Annotated in this window: 18 protein-coding genes and 1 pseudogene; 14 read left to right on the forward strand and 5 right to left on the reverse strand. The window is 69.6% G+C overall.

From position 1 onward, the window contains the following. Positions 1–99 precede the first annotated feature (99 nt). From fusA to OG322_RS14070, 4 genes are all read right to left on the reverse strand, one after another. Entirely contained in the window at positions 100–2,229 is a 2,130-nt protein-coding gene (gene fusA / locus OG322_RS14055; protein ID WP_123461059.1) for an elongation factor G, read from the reverse strand. 38 nt (positions 2,230–2,267) lie between these two features. Further along, complete coding sequence (gene rpsG / locus OG322_RS14060) at positions 2,268–2,738, reverse strand: 30S ribosomal protein S7 (protein WP_014047773.1); 471 nt, start codon at positions 2,736–2,738, stop codon at positions 2,268–2,270. Between the two features lie 2 nt (positions 2,739–2,740). Beyond that, positions 2,741–3,112 (reverse strand): 30S ribosomal protein S12, encoded by a 372-nt coding sequence (rpsL, locus tag OG322_RS14065; RefSeq protein ID WP_003948652.1) that lies wholly within the window; start codon positions 3,110–3,112, stop codon positions 2,741–2,743. 452 nt (positions 3,113–3,564) lie between these two features. Next, positions 3,565–3,933 carry a hypothetical protein gene (locus OG322_RS14070; RefSeq protein ID WP_185095362.1) on the reverse strand — a complete coding sequence of 123 codons (369 nt, stop codon included), beginning with the start codon at positions 3,931–3,933 and terminating at the stop codon, positions 3,565–3,567. Between the two features lie 234 nt (positions 3,934–4,167). On the opposite strand from OG322_RS14070, the pseudogene OG322_RS14075 reads away from it, so the two are divergent. Next, a pseudogene (locus OG322_RS14075) lies at positions 4,168–4,359 on the forward strand (hypothetical protein); the annotation flags it as partial. A 65-nt stretch (positions 4,360–4,424) separates the two neighbouring features. Next, positions 4,425–4,754 (forward strand): hypothetical protein, encoded by a 330-nt coding sequence (locus tag OG322_RS14080; RefSeq protein WP_123461058.1) that lies wholly within the window; start codon positions 4,425–4,427, stop codon positions 4,752–4,754. A 219-nt stretch (positions 4,755–4,973) separates the two neighbouring features. Here the strand turns inward: OG322_RS14080 and OG322_RS14085 are convergent, their stop codons facing one another. Further along, complete coding sequence (locus OG322_RS14085; protein WP_329306481.1) at positions 4,974–5,624, reverse strand: VWA domain-containing protein; 651 nt, start codon at positions 5,622–5,624, stop codon at positions 4,974–4,976. Between the two features lie 39 nt (positions 5,625–5,663). Here OG322_RS14085 and OG322_RS14090 point away from each other — a divergent pair, with 39 nt between their 5' ends. The 12 genes from OG322_RS14090 (at position 5,664) to OG322_RS14145 (ending at position 15,917) form a co-directional block, all read left to right on the forward strand. After that, entirely contained in the window at positions 5,664–6,287 is a 624-nt protein-coding gene (locus OG322_RS14090) for a hypothetical protein (protein WP_329306482.1), read from the forward strand. Positions 6,288–6,335: 48 nt separating this feature from the next. After that, positions 6,336–7,535 (forward strand): phage tail protein, encoded by a 1,200-nt coding sequence (locus OG322_RS14095; protein ID WP_124284780.1) that lies wholly within the window; start codon positions 6,336–6,338, stop codon positions 7,533–7,535. Further along, a complete protein-coding gene (locus OG322_RS14100) occupies positions 7,532–8,809 on the forward strand; it encodes a tape-measure protein (protein WP_329306483.1) in 1,278 nt (425 codons plus the stop codon). Before OG322_RS14095 ends, OG322_RS14100 begins: the two co-directional genes overlap by 4 nt. Before the next feature lie 42 nt (positions 8,810–8,851). Next, positions 8,852–9,796 (forward strand): phage distal tail protein, encoded by a 945-nt coding sequence (locus tag OG322_RS14105; RefSeq protein WP_329306484.1) that lies wholly within the window; start codon positions 8,852–8,854, stop codon positions 9,794–9,796. A gap of 49 nt (positions 9,797–9,845) precedes the next feature. Beyond that, the gene (locus OG322_RS14110; RefSeq protein ID WP_329306485.1) at positions 9,846–10,694 is read left to right on the forward strand and encodes a hypothetical protein; all 849 of its coding nucleotides are present in this window, start codon (positions 9,846–9,848) and stop codon (positions 10,692–10,694) included. Continuing rightward, positions 10,695–11,045, forward strand: coding sequence for a hypothetical protein (locus OG322_RS14115; RefSeq protein ID WP_329306486.1), 351 nt, complete (start codon positions 10,695–10,697; stop codon positions 11,043–11,045). Between the two features lie 8 nt (positions 11,046–11,053). Further along, positions 11,054–12,160, forward strand: a complete 1,107-nt coding sequence (locus OG322_RS14120) for a hypothetical protein (protein WP_329306487.1) — start codon at positions 11,054–11,056, stop codon at positions 12,158–12,160. A gap of 3 nt (positions 12,161–12,163) precedes the next feature. Then, entirely contained in the window at positions 12,164–12,880 is a 717-nt protein-coding gene (locus tag OG322_RS14125) for a hypothetical protein (RefSeq protein ID WP_123461050.1), read from the forward strand. 95 nt (positions 12,881–12,975) lie between these two features. Then, positions 12,976–14,433: a phage tail protein gene (locus OG322_RS14130; RefSeq protein ID WP_329306488.1), complete on the forward strand. Its 1,458-nt coding sequence runs from the start codon at positions 12,976–12,978 to the stop codon at positions 14,431–14,433. 81 nt (positions 14,434–14,514) lie between these two features. After that, complete coding sequence (locus tag OG322_RS14135; RefSeq protein WP_266411208.1) at positions 14,515–15,405, forward strand: peptidoglycan-binding protein; 891 nt, start codon at positions 14,515–14,517, stop codon at positions 15,403–15,405. A 13-nt stretch (positions 15,406–15,418) separates the two neighbouring features. Then, a complete protein-coding gene (locus OG322_RS14140) occupies positions 15,419–15,670 on the forward strand; it encodes a hypothetical protein (protein ID WP_124284773.1) in 252 nt (83 codons plus the stop codon). After that, positions 15,657–15,917 (forward strand): hypothetical protein, encoded by a 261-nt coding sequence (locus OG322_RS14145; protein ID WP_123461046.1) that lies wholly within the window; start codon positions 15,657–15,659, stop codon positions 15,915–15,917. Before OG322_RS14140 ends, OG322_RS14145 begins: the two co-directional genes overlap by 14 nt. Positions 15,918–15,975: the final 58 nt, after the last annotated feature.

Consider the following 15,975-nt stretch of genomic DNA (forward strand, 5'->3'; position numbering starts at 1 on the left):
GGGATGCCGGACCCGGGGGCATGCGGCACAGTGCTTGCGCGCTGCGCCGCATGCCCCACCGGGCTCCGGTGACAAGCCTAAAGCGTGAGCTCGGGAGAGTTACTCGCCCTTGGCCTTCGCGATGATCTCCTCGGCGACGTTCCGCGGAACCTCGGCGTAGGAGTCGAACTGCATCGAGTAGCTTGCGCGACCCGAGGTCTTGCTGCGGAGGTCTCCGACGTAGCCGAACATCTCCGAGAGGGGCACGAGGCCCTTCACGACGCGAGCGCCGCTGCGCTCCTCCATGGCCTGGATCTGGCCACGGCGGGAGTTGAGGTCGCCGATGACATCGCCGAGGTAGTCCTCGGGCGTGGTCACCTCGACCGACATCATCGGCTCCATGAGCACGGGGGACGCCCTGCGGGCACCCTCCTTGAACGCCTGCGAACCGGCGATCTTGAAGGCGAGCTCCGAGGAGTCGACCTCGTGGTAACCACCGTCGAGAAGGGTGACGCGGACGCCGACCATCTCGTAACCGGCCAGGATGCCGAACTGCATGGCTTCCTGAGCACCCGCGTCCACCGAGGGAATGTACTCACGGGGGATGCGGCCACCGGTGACCTTGTTGACGAACTCGTACGACGCGTCGCCGCCCTCGATGGGCTCGATGGCGATCTGCACCTTCGCGAACTGGCCGGTACCACCAGTCTGCTTCTTGTGCGTGTAGTCGATGCGCTCGACGGCCTTGCGGATCGTCTCGCGGTACGCGACCTGCGGCTTGCCGACGTTCGCCTCGACGCGGAACTCGCGCTTCATGCGGTCGACGAGCACTTCGAGGTGAAGCTCGCCCATACCACCGATGATGGTCTGGCCGGTCTCCTCGTCGGAGTGCACCTGGAAGGACGGGTCCTCCTCGGAGAGGCGCTGGATGGCAACACCCAGCTTCTCCTGGTCGCCCTTGGACTTGGGCTCGATGGCGACCTGAATGACCGGCGCCGGGAAGTCCATGGACTCCAGGATGACCGGCTTCTTGTCGTCACACAGCGTCTCACCGGTGGTGGTCTGCTTCAGGCCCATGACGGCGATGATGTCGCCGGCGCCCACCGACGCGATCTCCTCACGCTTGTTCGCGTGCATGCGGTAGATCTTGCCGATGCGCTCCTTCTTGCCCTTGACCGAGTTCAGCACCGCGGTGCCGGCCTCGAGGCGACCGGAGTAGATCCGGACGAAGGTGAGCTTGCCGAGGTGCGGGTCGCTGGCGATCTTGAACGCGAGACCGGAGAACGGCTCGTCGTCCGAGGGACGGCGCTTGATGACGACCTCGGGGTCCTTGACGTCGTGGCCTTCGATGGCCTCGACGTCCAGGGGGGAAGGCAGGTAACGGACGACCGCGTCGAGCAGGGGCTGGACGCCCTTGTTCTTGAACGCGGTACCACAGAACACCGGGGTGACGGTGACGGAGTCAGCCGAGCCCTTCGACGCCAGGGTGATCCGGCGGATCGCCTCGTACAGCTGGTCCTGGGTGGGCTCGACGCCCTCCAGGTACAGCTCCATCATGGCGTCGTCGTTCTCGGAGACGGCCTCAAGGAGCTTGCCGCGCCATTCCTCGGCAGCCTCCTTGAGGTTGTCCGGGATCTCGACGGTGTCGTACATCTCGCCCTTGACGGCCTCTTCGGGGTACACGAAGGCCTTCATCGTCACGAGGTCGACGACGCCGCGGAAGTCGGCCTCCGCACCGATGGGGAGCTGCATGACGATCGGGACCGCACCAAGGCGGTCGACGATCATGTCGACACAACGGAGGAAGTCGGCACCGGTGCGGTCGAGCTTGTTGACGAAGCAGATACGCGGAACGCCGTAGCGGTCCGCCTGACGCCACACGGTCTCGGACTGCGGCTCGACGCCGGCCACACCGTCGAACACGGTGACGGCACCGTCGAGGACGCGGAGCGAACGCTCCACCTCGACGGTGAAGTCGACGTGACCCGGGGTGTCGATGATGTTGATGGTGTGGTCAACATCATTGAGCGGCCAGTGACAGGTCGTCGCGGCCGACGTGATCGTGATGCCGCGCTCCTGCTCCTGCTCCATCCAGTCCATCGTGGCAGCGCCGTCGTGGACTTCACCGATCTTGTACGAAACGCCGGTGTAGAAGAGGATCCGCTCGGTGGTGGTCGTCTTGCCCGCGTCGATGTGGGCCATGATCCCAATGTTGCGGACCTTGGCCAGGTCAAGCGAAGTGGTGGCCATAAGGCTCAATCTTCTCTCGGTCTCGATGGGGTGAGCGACTACCAGCGGTAGTGCGCGAAGGCCTTGTTCGACTCGGCCATCTTGTGGGTGTCCTCGCGCTTCTTGACAGCAGCGCCAAGACCGTTGGAGGCGTCGAGCAGCTCGTTCATGAGCCGCTCCGTCATCGTCTTCTCGCGACGGGCGCGGGAGTAACCGACGACCCAGCGCAGTGCGAGGGTGGCGGCGCGACCGGGCTTGACCTCGATCGGCACCTGGTAGGTGGCGCCACCGACACGGCGGGACTTGACCTCGAGCGAGGGCTTGACGTTCTCAAGCGCGCGCTTCAGCGTGATGACCGGGTCAGCGCCGGTCTTCTCGCGGAGGCCTTCCATGGCGCCGTACACGATCCGCTCGGCGGTGGAACGCTTGCCGTTGAGCAGGATCTTGTTGATCAGCGAGGTGACAAGAGGAGAACCATAGACCGGGTCAATGATGACCGGGCGCTTCGGGGCGGGGCCCTTACGAGGCATTCTTACTTCTCCTTCTTGGCGCCGTAGCGGCTGCGGGCCTGCTTGCGGTTCTTGACACCCTGAGTGTCAAGGGAGCCGCGGATGATCTTGTAACGAACACCCGGCAGGTCCTTCACACGGCCACCACGCACGAGCACGATGGAGTGCTCCTGCAGGTTGTGTCCCTCACCCGGGATGTAGGCCGTGACCTCGATACCGGAGGTCAGACGCACACGTGCGACCTTCCGGAGCGCGGAGTTCGGCTTCTTCGGGGTGGTCGTGAACACACGCGTGCAGACGCCGCGGCGCTGGGGAGAACCCTCGAGCGCGGGCGTCTTGTTCTTCTCGACCTTGTCCTGCCGGCCCTTCCGGACCAGCTGCTGAATCGTAGGCACTACTTCTCCGGTTTCTGTGTGCCGTCGGTGAAACTAACCTGGAACAACTCCGACCCACGCGGTCGGGTGTGTCGGATACTGCGGGTCACTGCCCTGAAGGCGGTTCATCCACAGATCACGGTGGCCAAAGACGAGCTCGCCGTGCGGTTGAGGACACGCACACGAGCCCAGGCACAACCCAGGCACAAGGTCTGAGCGTACCTACCTCACAGAGCTGGGTCAAAACAAATGCCCTGAAGGTGACACCCCCTCCCGGGCTGACCCGAACGGGCGCCCCCACCCGGGACCCGGCCCGTGTCCCACGTCACAGGCGCTCGCCGTCGGGCGCGACGGGGTTCGCGTCTCTGGTCGGCCGGCGCGGCGGTGGGCGCAGCCGGGGAATCGTGGGCACCCGGGAGCTGCGGCTTTTGGGGACGAGGGCAGGAGCGGACGGAACAGGGCCGTCCCTCCGCTCACCGCCGGCCGCCGGTCCGGTCCGCGCGGTCCGCTCTTCGGCGGCCTCGCCTTCCCGGGCCCGGTCCGCCGCGCCGCCCGCCTGCCTGCCTGCCTGCCTGCCGGTGGAACGGGATCACCGCCGCCTGCCCGGACGCCTCCCTCACCAGGCGCAAGGTACGGCCGCCCGCGGCCCTCGCCTCCCGGAGCGCGGGCTCGTACTGAGCGGCGGCATCGCGCCAGCCGCTGGAGTAGGCGCGCAGCTCACGCCGTTCCATCTCCTCCCGCAGCAGCACCAGGACCTCGTCGGGAGCGCGGGTCTCGAGATGGCGGCCGAGCGCGGCGAGGAGCCCGGACAGGGTGTCCGGCTCGTCGGCGGGGTCACCCACGGGCGGTGGGGCCGCGTCCGGGGTGCGGTGGCCGGGAGGGAAGCCCTCGGCGGGAGAGCCGGCGGGCGCTTCGGCTCCGGCGGAGGCTTCGGCTTCGGCGGAGGTTGCGGGTGCGGGTGCGTCCGCCGCCGGTTCCTCCGCGACGGGCTCTTCGACGGAAATCCGGGGTCGCTCTTCACGCCCGGCCACGCGCACCCCCCGTTCTCCGGCCCGAACCGCACACCGCCACAGTCCACCGAACTGAGCCGCTCCACCGCCAAGGCGCTCCGCTCCCTCGACGACAACGACGTCGACGGCCTGCTGAAACTCCTGATGGGCGAGAAGCAGTTCGCGCGCTTCGAGCGGTACGAGATCACCATGCAGGACATCGCCGCGATCCTGGAGGCGTACGGCAAGGAGACCGGGCTCGGCCTGGGGGAAGGCTGAGCCTCGACGCGTTCGCGGAAGAACACGCCGAGGCTCTCGAGGCCGACCTGCTGAGGCACTTCGGCGTGGACCTGCTCGACTGGCACCGCGGCCGGCTGACCAGCCGTCGGCTCGCGGTGCTGGTCAAGCACATGCCACGCGACAGCGCCGTCGCCCAGGAAATTCACGGGGAAAGCGCCGACTGGACGGTGACCGACTACCTTCTGGCCGCTGCCGTGGACCATCTCGCCGCCGCGAACTGGATGTTCGCCTCCGTCAACACGGACGAGGACGCCGACGCGCCCGAGCCGCCGGTGCCGGTACCGAGGCCGGGCGACGCGGCCTCCCTTGAGGGCTCCACGGACGAACAGGCAACGCCGCCCGGCCCGGATGACCTCATGCGCTTCTTCACCTGACCGTGCCCGGGGAGCCGGGTTCCGGGGTGCACGGCAACCACCGGTCCCGGGAAGAGTATGGAAACCAGCTGGACCGAGGGTGCAGAAGAACATACCGACAAGCATGAAAAAGAATCCCGTAGGCCCATGGAATCAACCCTCACCGCGTCCCGAAGGTTTCCTTCCCCAGCACGTGACACCATTTTAATGAAGACCCGCGGGACAGTCCGTTGAACATCTTCAAGCGCCCCGTGGCGCATGCCAACGCGAGAATGCCTTGCTGATCTTCCGTACACTCCAGCTCGTGTTGAAGTGGAAGGAGACGTGGGGAAGGAATTGCCCTTTGTGGACCTTCTCTTCGCGCCACAACGAGTCAATGACCGACTCGTCCCCGAAGAATTGCCAGAAGACGTTCTCGACCCGGGACGCGTGAAGGACCTCAAGGATCTCCCTGGCCTGGCTTCTGCCGTCCAGCCAGAAGATCACCAGAGTGGGCGCACCGCCTGCGGCTTCCACCCGCTTCACGATGAGCTCCGCGGCCGGCAGCGGCTTGGATCTGATCAATGACTCGTGGGTCAGGTCGAAGAACTCTTCCACGCGACTGCGCGGAACAGCGTCGGTGAGCAGACGTCGTCGCATGTTCGGCCTGGTTGCCCATTCCTGAACCCAACTCGCACGGGACTGCTGCTGCAATTCCGTGCGGGCGACGGCCGGACCGTCGTGGCCGCTTCCGTAGAGGAGGATCTCGATTCCCGCACCGGGAGTGAATCTGTCGGCAACCGCGAGGGAACGCTCTGCATACCACGCGATCGAACGCTTTCTCCGGGGAATGAAATATCGCTCCTGCGATATTGGCGCAACGAGAACGACACGAACAGTTTCAGTGCTCATGCGGGGATCCTAGCACCCCAAGATAATTGCGAGGAGATCATGACCAGAGATATAGCCGAGCTGGACAGGGACCTTGGCCAGGCAGAGACAGATATCGGTTCCGCCCGTGCCGATATCACGAAACTCAAGAGCTCCTATCGATCACTCCGCACCACACAGAGCGGCCTCTCGAACACCTTCGCGGGGGTCAGCAACACCATCGCCGCAGTGACTGGCGGCTTGACCGGAATCGCCGCCGGCCTCACAGCCCTCACGATCGGTGTATCAGCCTTCAAGATCGACGAAAAGGGATTGACCATTCTCGGGGCCACCCGGGAGTGGAAGCTTTCTCAGGGGCTTATCACAAGGATTCAGAAGAAGATCGAATCCGAGCATCAAAAGGCGGCAAGGAAGACGAAGGAGGAGAACGAGAAGCTCCTGGAGGACCACAAGGACTACATAGAGAAGATCAAGGACATCGACCAGGACGTCCAGAAGATAAAGGACGCGATCAGGCGGGCCGGAAGCGCCGCCCAGCAGGAGCAGGAGCGGCTGCGTGCCGACCCTTTGAACAGAACGAACCAAGGAATCGATCATCGGAGCCGCCCCCTGGTTCGTGGTGTCGCCAGCGACGTCAGGGTCCTGCGCAGCGCCGTCACCGAACTCACGGCGGCGTTCGCCTGATGAACGGCTGCCTGGACCCGAATCACCGCGGATCAAGGGAGATTCCGAATGAGTCTGACGCAAGCCGTCGGTAAGTCCTCCACCGCCCTCGCGCGGCTCCGCTCACAAGCGGACAGCGCCGGCAAATCGGTGAAGTCCCTGGCCGCCGGAGCCCGGACCGGTGACACCGGCCTCAAAAAAATCAAGAGCTCCGCCCAGGGCTCCGCCCGCGAGCTCACCAAGATCCAGCAGTCCGCCGACAAGGCCGAGCGCTCGATGTCCAAGGCCGGAAAGACCGGTCAGAAGAGCGGCACCCAGGTCGGAAAGTTCAAGTCCGGGGCCGACAAGGCCTCCAAGGGCATGAAGGGGCTCAACAAGTCGATGAAGGGCAACCTCGTCGGCCAGTTGCTCTCCCTGCTCGCCCCGCTGGTCGAGAAGGTGGTCGAGATGGCCGCCCGGTCGAAGACCATGCAGAAGGTCCTCAAGGTCGCCTTCGACGCGATCAAGAAGGTCATCAGCTCGGTCATGAAGGCCGTCGGACCGATCATGAAGAAGGCCGGCGCGCTGATCAAGCAGGTCTGGGACGGCATCAAGAAGGCGATCACCGTCGTCATCAAGGCCGTCGCCAAGGTCGTCACGACCTACTTCAACGCCTGGAAGAAGATCATCACGACGGTCATGAACGCCGTCAAGCAGGTGATCTCCAGTGTCTGGAACGGCATCAAGAAGGTCATCTCGCCGGTCATCAACTGGATCCGCGACGTCATCCCCAAGGCCTTCAGCAGGGTCAAGGAGAAGCTGTCGAGCATCTGGGGCGGGCTGAAGGGCATCGCGAGCCGGGCCTTCGACGCGATCAAGGGCGCCGTGAAGGCGCCCGTCAACTCCGTCATCCGGCTCATCAACTCCGCGATCGACAAGCTCAACCGCATCAAGGTCTCGATCCCGGGCTGGGTCCCCGGTGTCGGCGGCAAGACCTTCGGCATCAGCCTGCCGAAGATCCCCCAGCTGGCGGCCGGCGGCATCGTGGCCCCGCGCAACGGCGGTGTGCACGCCATCGTCGCCGAGGCCGGTGAGGCCGAGGCCGTACTGCCGCTGTCCAAGCTGGACCGGCTGCTGCGGCACACCGCCCGCCGGGCCAGGGCCGACTCGGTCAACGCCACGGCCGGAGCGGTCTCCGGATTCCGGATCGAGAACTACTACGAGGCGTCCACGGCCGACCTCCAGGAGACGGCCGCCGCCCTGCTGTTCCTGTCCAAGGCGCGCGGATGAGTGCCGCGGTGATCGGCGCCGACCCGTTCGCGGGAGTAGCGGGAGCGCTGGGTTCCTTCAGCGGCCGCGTCACGGGCGCTGCCCAGTCCATACGGGCCGCCGCACAGGGCATCGGCCGGGCCGGGACCGCCGCCGACCGGATCAAGGGCTCCGCCGACGCTGCCGGAACGCAGCTCCGGCAGCTGAGGACCAAGGCGGACACGGCCGGGAAGTCCCTCACCAAAGCGGGCCGCACCGCCGGCCGTACGGCGGCCCAGCTCCGTACCGGCAGCGCCAAGGCCCGCACCACCCTCGCACCCCTCAACTCCATCGCCACCGAGGCCGGCCTGTTCAGCGGGGTCGTCGGCGTCCTCGGCAAGGGCTCCGGCACGGTGTCCACGCTCATGGGCCTCTTCGGCGGCGCGGTCACCGTCGCCTCCGGCGCGATGACCTCCGTCAACGTCGCCATGCGCGCCAACCCGCTCGGCTTCGTCCTCGGCCTGGTGAGCCCCCTGGCCGGGTACCTCATCGAGTACGCGCTCAACTCGCAGACCGGCCAGAAGATCATGAAGCAGGTCCTCGACCAGGTCCTCCAGGTCTTCCTGAGCATCGGGAAGTTCCTCGGCCCCGTCCTCAAGGCGTACGCCACCGTCATCTCGGCCTACTTCGAGGCCGCCTTCACGGTCGTCACCACGGTCCTGGCCGTCGTCGGCGCACTCCTCTCCAAGGATTTCGGCGGCACCCGCTCCGCCGTCACCTCGGCCACCAACGCGGTGTCCGGCATCATCCGCCGCGCGTGGAGCGGGTTCCGCCCGGTCGTCCAGCCCGTCCTGGACTGGATCACGAAGAAGATCCCCGACATGTTCACCCGGGTGAAGACCGCCATGTCCAGGACCCTGAACGGCATGGGCGGCTTCATCAGCACCGGCATGCAGGGCGTCATGGCCGCCGTCACCGGCCCGGTCAAAGCGCTGATCTCCTTCGCCAACCGGGTCATCGACGGCCTCAACAAGCTCAGCTTCAACTTCTTCGGCAAGAAGTTCGGGGTCGACCTCCCCAAGATCCCCCAGCTCGCCGAAGGCGGCGTCGTCCAGCCCGCGAGGGCGCCCGGCGGCTCCCCCGTCCTGCCGTTGTCCGCGCTCAGCCGGCTGCGCCCCGCTGACGCCGCGCCGCACCCCACGGGCTCCACCGGCACCACGGACCGCTCACGGCTGCGCGCGTACCACGCGACCGAGGGCAACGGCCCCCTCGCCGTCGCCACCGACCTGCTGTTCCTGCGCGGGTCGGCGGCATGAGCATCCACCCGCCCCACGACTGAAGCGAGGTGACGGCCCCTCATGGCCGAGACCACAACCACATATGCCCAGGAGACCGAACCCGGCTCACTGATCACCCGCGACGGGCAGATCCAGTGGGCCGGACTGCTGATGGGACCCGGTACGCCGTACGAGATCGACCGCACGGGCCTCACCGGCTGGGACGACCTGCCGGTGCTCGACACCGGCGACATCTCCCGCCCCGACCAGCACGGCGCCTGGCCCGGCGCCCGCTGGGCGCAGCCCCGTCTCGTCGGCGCGTCCGTCTGGCTACTGCCGCGCACGGCCGGTCAGGCCCTCGGCGTCGTCTCCGCCTTCCGCGCCGCAACCGGCGCGGACGACGGCGAGCAGTGGCTCGCCGTGCGGCTGCATGGCGAGACGCTGGCCGTCCGGGCCCGGGTCAGCCGCCGTGTCGTACCGCAGGACCGGTCCTACGTGGTGCACGGCGCGGCCAGGACCAGTCTCCAGTGGACCGCCACCGACCCGCGCCGGTTCGGGGCCGTGCTCCGCGAGACCCGGGCCACGCTGCCCCTCACGGAACCGGGCCTGGACTGGCCGGCCGAACCCGGCATCGTCGGCATGGGCCTCGCGTGGCCTCTGGAGTGGGGGACGGCCGGAGCCGCCGGCACCTGCACCGCCGTGAACGGCGGCGGCGCGGCGGCCCAGCCGATGATCGAGTTCCGCGGCCCGCTCCGGCGCCCGACGCTGACCCGGCTCGGCGACGGCCGGCGGCTCCGGTACGACATCGTGCTGGGCCCCCAGGACGTCCTGACGGTGGACACCGAATCCGGCACGGTGCTGCTCAACGCCACCGCGTCCCGGCTCTACACCGCGTCCCCCGTGTCCGTACCCGAGCAGCTGTTCCACCTGCCGCCGGGCGCCACGGAGCTCTCCTTCCGCTCCGACGACACCACGCCCGACCCCCGGGCCTCCGTCACCCTGCGCTGGCGCGACGCCCACTGGTGATCCCCGCACGGCCCACGACCGACACCCCATCACTTCCCAGGAGGACAACATGCCCGTACGCAGCGCGTGGCTGATCAACCGCACCGAGACCGAGACCGGCCAGTCCCGGGCCGACACCCGCCTCGCCCCGGTCGGCACCATGACCCCGAACGGAGCACTGACCACCGCCGGCGGCGTGCTCCCCGGCTCCACCGGCGGCGAGTACCTGATGTCCGGTCTCTACGTCTTCGGCGAGAGCGCCGGGATGAACGCCACCGTCGCCCCGGGCCGTGCGGTGATCCAGGGCCAGGGACCGGCCGGCGCCTACCCGGTCGTCCTCACCGACTACACCGAGGTGACCTTCGGCGACGGGGACGCCTCCAACCCGCGCATCGACCTGGTGGTCCTGCGCGTGTACGACACCCAGTTCGACGGCACCGGCCGCACGGAAGCCGTGCTGGAGGTCGTCGTGGGCAAGGCCGAGGCCACCCCGGAGCCGCCGCTGCTCCCGGACGCCTCGCTTCCGCTCGCCCGTGTCCTGGTGCCCGCGGGCGCCTCGGTGGGCACCGGCGGCATCGCCTGGGCCGACGCCGTGTACGACATGCGGGTCTCGACCGTGGCCGTCGGCGGCATCCTCGCCGACTCCTGGAACCGCGACACACCCGGCGGATACCCGGGCCAGTACCGCGACACCTCCAGCACCCTGCAGCGCTGGGACGGCACGCGCTGGACGAGCTACCCCCGCCAGGCCGGCGGCATCGCCCCGCAGGGCGCCCTCGCCGCGGGCGAGTACACCGGCCAGTACCGCGACGAGGCCGGGCGGCTCCAGCGCTGGGACGGCACCGTGTGGCGGCCCGCCGTCCCGTCCTCCGCCTGGGCGTACAACAACGACGGCGGCTACTGCGCCACCACCGCCTGAGTGGAGGCGGTCGCCGACACCAACGGCCCCACCATCACCGCCACCTTCACCGCGCCGGTGACGGGCGCGATCCTGGTGACCGTGGGATTCGTGGGGAACACCGGGGTCGACGGCCAGTGGTGCCGGATGGGCGCCAACATCCGCAAGGGCGCGACCCTGGTCCTCGCGGCGAACGAGGAGCGTGCGGCGACGGTCGGGTCCAAGGCCCTGACGTCGGTGGCCTCCACCTTCCGCGTCACGGGGCTCCAGCCCGGCGCCGAATACTCCGCGGTCTCCGCCTACTGCTCGTCGGCGACCAGCAACAGGGGCTGGTTCGACAACCGTTTCATCCGCGTCGATCCGCTCGTGTGAGGCAGCCGATGACCGCATCCGTCACCACGCCCGTCTACCGGGCGCTCTTCTGCGACCTGCGCACCGACCGCCTGCTGGACGTGCTGCCGCTCACGGAGACCAAGTTCGACGACTACATAGGCAAGCCCGGATCGCTCACCGCCACCGTCCCCCTGCCCGGGGGAGCGCTCGCGGGCAGGGCGCGGGCCGCGCTCCAGCCCGGCCGCACCGCGGTCTGGCTGGAGCGCGACGGCGACATCTGGTGGGGCGGGATCCTGTGGACCTGCACACCGGAATCCGACGAACAGGGCCGGCTGACCGTGCAGTTCCAGGCCGGCACCTTCGACTCCTACCTGGACCACCGCATCCTCGCCCACGACCTGGCGGGCACCGGAACGGACCAGTTCGAGATCGCCCACACCCTGATCACGCACGCGCAGGACCAGCCCGGCGGCGACATCGGCATCAGCCCCGGTCACGACCATTCCGGGGTGGTAAGGGACTTCGCCTACGCGTACTCCGCGCTCACCCGCGTCCGGGAACTGCTCGACAACCTCGGCCGGCTGAGCGACGGGTTCGAGTGGCGCGTCCACTGCTACCGGGACGCCGAGGGCCGCCGGGTCAAGCGCCTCCAGCTCGGCCACCCGCAGATCCGTACGGGACACACGGACATCGTGCTGAGCCACCCCGGCCAGGTGCTCACCTACAACCTGCCGACGGACTCCACCGTCCAGGCGAACGTCTGGGTGGCCCGGGGTGACTCCGCCAACACCGACCAGTCCCAGGAGTCCCAGCCGCTCACCGTCAGCGAGACGTCCCCCGGCGACCTGGAGGCCGGCTGGCCCCGTCTGGAGCTCACCTCCGACCACAGCGGCGTCTCGGACACGGCGACCCTGCGTTCGCTGGCCGCCGCCGAACTGGCCCGGCAGAACCGGCCCGAGGTCATCCCGGAACTGACCGTGCTGCTCGACGGCCGGATCACTCCGGCGCTCCTCGGCGCCCGCATCCGACTGCGGATCCACGACCTGTGGCACCACGAGGGCCTGGACGCCGCCTACCGGATCGTCGGCATCGCCGTCACCCCGCCGCAGCGCACCCAGGCCGAGACCGCCGTCCTCTACCTGGAAGGAGCCTGACCCGTGGCGATCATCCCCACCGACCTGCTCGACCGCATCCGCGCACTGGAACGCCAGGTCAGGGACCTGATGGGCAGTGCCAACACCACTCCGCCGCTGAATCAGATCATGGGCGGCGAGGTCGTCATCGGCGACCGGGGGCGGCTGCGGGTACGCACCTCCGGCGACGAGGACCTGCTCTACCTGGGCCGGGTCCAGCCGGACCGCGGCACGGACGAACCGCAACAGGGCTTCGTCGTCCGCCGCGACGACGGCTCCCTGGCCCTGACCGTCTGGACGGCGGCCCCGGACACCCTTCCCGTCCAGCCGGTGCAGGTCTTCGACCGCCGGGGCAACGTGGTCCTCGCCGACGATGCCGCCCTCGGCGGACTGGCCCGCCCCTACATCCCGTACCCCCTGCCCGGCCCGGCCGACGCGACGCGCTGGGAGTCCACCGGGTCGACCGGCTGGACGACGCTCTACCGGGGTCCGGGCCTCGTCCAGCACCCCCGGCTGCACTGCGTGGTCGCCGCGGAGGGCAGCACGGGCGCCGAGGTGCGTCTGCTCGTCGACGGCGTACCGCTGGGACCGGTGGGCGTGCCGGGCGACGGCCTGACCTTCACGGAGCGGCTGCCGGCCACCTTCGGCGCCACCGTCTCCTTCGAGATCCAGGCGAAGGTCGCGGCCACCGGCGACACCCTGCGCTGCCGTCCGCTGGCGCTGTACGGCATCCAGTCCTGACGCGCTCCGGGACCGGCCGCGCGTCACGCGCGGCCCGGTCCCGATCCGTCAGCCGTCGGACGGCCACCCCATCAACCACCGAGGAGGGCACCCGCGTGCTGCCTGAAAACATCCCCACCGTCACCGTCACCGCCCGCTACCTGACCCCCGACGGCCGCCCGATGAGCGGCACCGTCGAATTCCGGCCCCCGGCGCTCCTCACCCACGCCGAGGAGGACCTCTTCCTGGGCGGTCCGACCCGGGCCACGCTCGACGCGGAGGGCAGGATCAGCGTCGTCCTGCCCGCCTCCGACGCCCCCGGCTGGAACCCCGCCGCCTGGACGTACACCGTCACGGAGAAGCTCGCCGGGCTCTCCCGCGGCGGACGCGTCTACCAGATCGCTCTGGCGGCCGCGGTCCCGGCCGTGGACCTCGCCGACATCGCCCCGGCCGATCCGGGCACCCCGCAGTACGTGGCCGTACCGGGGCCGCCGGGACCCGCCGGGGAGCTGGGCCCCGAGGGCCCGGCCGGACCGGCCGGCGCGGTGCACTCCGTCAACGGCCACGCCGAGGCCGACATCGTGCTGGGCGCGGCGGACGTCTCGGCCCTCGCCGCGGCGTCGGCGGGAGCGCCGGGCGGCGTGGCCACCCTCGGCACCGACGGGCTGGTCCCGGCAGCCCAGCTCCCGGCCGGCGGCGGCGCCGTCGCCTCCGTCAACGGCCAGACCGGTGAGGTCCTGCTGACCGCGACCGACCTGGGGGCGCTGACCCAGGCGGCGGGCGACGCCCGCTACCTGGCACTCGGCGGCGCCCCGGTCGCCTCGGTCAACGGCCTCACCGGCGCCGTCACCCTCGCAGCGTCGGACGTGGCCGCGGTACCGGCGGGCGAAGGCGTCCTGCTCGCGGGGCCCCAGGAGATCGCGGGCGCCAAGTCGTTCGTCACCCCGCCCTCCACGAAGGCTGCCCCGGCCACCGCCGACCAGCTGACCCGTCGCGGCTACGTGGACGCGGTCTCGTCGGCCGGTACCTGGACCCCGTCGTCGATGGGCTTCAGCGGCTGGGCGTTCGACCCGGCGGTGAGCTCCGCGAGCACCCCGCAGTACTGCATCAACGGCTGGGTGTACCTCATCGGCGTCCCGCTGCACGCGCCCACGACCGTGAAGAACGTGGTGTTCTACATCCCGGGGTACGTCGGCGGCACGCTCAGCGTGTCCTCGTACGCGGGCCTCTACACCGACACGGGCACCCGGGTCGGGCTGACCGCCAACCTCACCACACTCATCAAGCAGACCGAGGGCACAACCGTCGTCTGCCCGCTGGCGGCCTCGTACAACGCGGCGGCGGGCAACTACTGGATCGGGCTCGTCGTCAACGGCCCCAACCCCAGCAACAGCGGCCCCGCCTTCCTGCGGGCGGCCAGCGTGGGCGAGGCCCCCGGCGGCAGTGCCCGGATGCCCGGCAAGTTCATCCGCCACGGCCGGCTGAGCACCACCGGCCAGACCTCGCTGCCCAACTCCTTCCCCACCGACAAGGTGGTTGCCGACTCCAACTCCATCTGGGCGGCGCTCTCCTGACCACGCCTTCGTGAAGGGGCCCCGCACCGGGTGGTGCGGGGCCCCTTCGCGTACCCACCCGAACGAAGGGACCACACGACCATGGCCACTCCCCTGACCGCCGGCCAACTGCTCGCCGCGTTGCACGCCGAAGGCGTCGACGTCGTCGGCTACGAGAGCTGGCGCACCCACAACCGCAACCACAAGGGCGCCTGGGGCCCGCTGAACGGCGTGATGATCCACCACACCGTCAGCAGCGGCACCGACGCCTCCGTGGCGCTCTGCTACAACGGCCACTCCGCACTGCCGGGCCCCCTGTGCCACGGGGTCATCGACAAAACCGGCACCGTCCACCTGGTCGGCAACGGCCGCGCCAACCACGCGGGCGGCGGCGATCCGGCCGTCCTCCAGCGGGTGATCGCGGAGGACTACGGCGACCGCCCGCCCGCCCCGCACGAGCACGAGGGCAGCGCCGGTTCCGTCGACGGCAACGCCCGCTTCTACGGATTCGAGTGCGTCAACCTCGGCGACGGCGAGGACCCGTGGCCGGCCGCCCAGCTCGAAGCGATCGAACGCGTCTCGGCCGCCATCTGCCGCGCCCACGGCTGGACCGCCCGCAGCGTCATAGGCCACCTGGAATGGTCCGACTGGAAGGTCGATCCGCGCGGCTTCACCATGCCCGCGCTCCGGGACCGGGTCGCCGCCCGGCTGGGCGGCCCGGCCGGTGGCGGGTCCGCCCCCCGGTACCAGCCGTTCCCGGGCGCCTCGTTCTTCTCCGGCCGCACCAGCTCGCCCGCGATCACCGCCATGGGGCGCAGGCTCGTCGCCGAGGGCTGCTCGTCGTACACCGTCGGCCCCGGCCCCCGCTGGACCGACGCCGACCGCCGCTCGTACGCCGCCTGGCAGCGCAAGCTCGGCTTCCGGGGCAGCGACGCCGACGGCGTACCGGGCCGCACCTCCTGGAACGCCCTCAAGGTCCCGTACACGAAATGAGGAGCCCGCGACCATGTCCGATGCCGCCCGCCGCACCACCCGCACCCTGGTCCAGACCGCCCTCTCCCTTGCCGTGCTTCTGCCCGCACTCGTCGACGCGTCCGGGCTCCCGGCGACCCTGCCCCGGGTCGCCGGGGCCCTGGCCGTCGCGGGGGCGCTGACCCGGGTGATGGCCGTACCCGGGGTGCAGGCGCTGCTCCCGGCGTGGCTGCGCACCGGGCCGACGGGGGACGACACCACAGGAGCCGCCCATGACCGAGACTGATCCGAACAATCCGGTCGCCGTCGCCCTGGAGCTGGAACGCCTGCGCGGCACGCTGGAGGCAGGCTTCGCCCGCGCCGACGGCCAGCTGGCGCTGCTGGTCCAGCGCAGCGACCAGACCGACAAACAGCTGGCCGACCACGAGTCCCGGCTCGACGCGCTGGAACGTACCCGCTGGCCGCTGGCGAGCATCGGCGTCCTCACCGCTACCGCCGGCCTCGCCGTCGCCCTGTGGGAGACCGTGCGCTGACCCGCGCCCGGATCGGCCTGCGGCAGTCAGGCCTCCGACGACGCGGCAGCCGCTCGCT

Origin of the sequence: Streptomyces sp. NBC_01260, assembly GCF_036226405.1 — a bacterium.
GTDB classification, from domain to species: domain Bacteria; phylum Actinomycetota; class Actinomycetes; order Streptomycetales; family Streptomycetaceae; genus Streptomyces; species Streptomyces laculatispora.

Coding starts and splice junctions, on each gene's coding strand:
- fusA (WP_123461059.1), bottom strand. CDS start 2,229: ATGGCCACCACTTCGCTTGACCTGGCCAAGGTCCGCAACATTGGGATC.
- rpsG (WP_014047773.1), bottom strand. CDS start 2,738: ATGCCTCGTAAGGGCCCCGCCCCGAAGCGCCCGGTCATCATTGACCCG.
- OG322_RS14085 (WP_329306481.1), bottom strand. CDS start 5,624: ATGAGCACTGAAACTGTTCGTGTCGTTCTCGTTGCGCCAATATCGCAG.
- OG322_RS14090 (WP_329306482.1), top strand. CDS start 5,664: ATGACCAGAGATATAGCCGAGCTGGACAGGGACCTTGGCCAGGCAGAG.
- OG322_RS14095 (WP_124284780.1), top strand. CDS start 6,336: ATGAGTCTGACGCAAGCCGTCGGTAAGTCCTCCACCGCCCTCGCGCGG.
- OG322_RS14100 (WP_329306483.1), top strand. CDS start 7,532: ATGAGTGCCGCGGTGATCGGCGCCGACCCGTTCGCGGGAGTAGCGGGA.
- OG322_RS14105 (WP_329306484.1), top strand. CDS start 8,852: ATGGCCGAGACCACAACCACATATGCCCAGGAGACCGAACCCGGCTCA.
- OG322_RS14110 (WP_329306485.1), top strand. CDS start 9,846: ATGCCCGTACGCAGCGCGTGGCTGATCAACCGCACCGAGACCGAGACC.
- OG322_RS14120 (WP_329306487.1), top strand. CDS start 11,054: ATGACCGCATCCGTCACCACGCCCGTCTACCGGGCGCTCTTCTGCGAC.
- OG322_RS14135 (WP_266411208.1), top strand. CDS start 14,515: ATGGCCACTCCCCTGACCGCCGGCCAACTGCTCGCCGCGTTGCACGCC.
- OG322_RS14140 (WP_124284773.1), top strand. CDS start 15,419: ATGTCCGATGCCGCCCGCCGCACCACCCGCACCCTGGTCCAGACCGCC.
- OG322_RS14145 (WP_123461046.1), top strand. CDS start 15,657: ATGACCGAGACTGATCCGAACAATCCGGTCGCCGTCGCCCTGGAGCTG.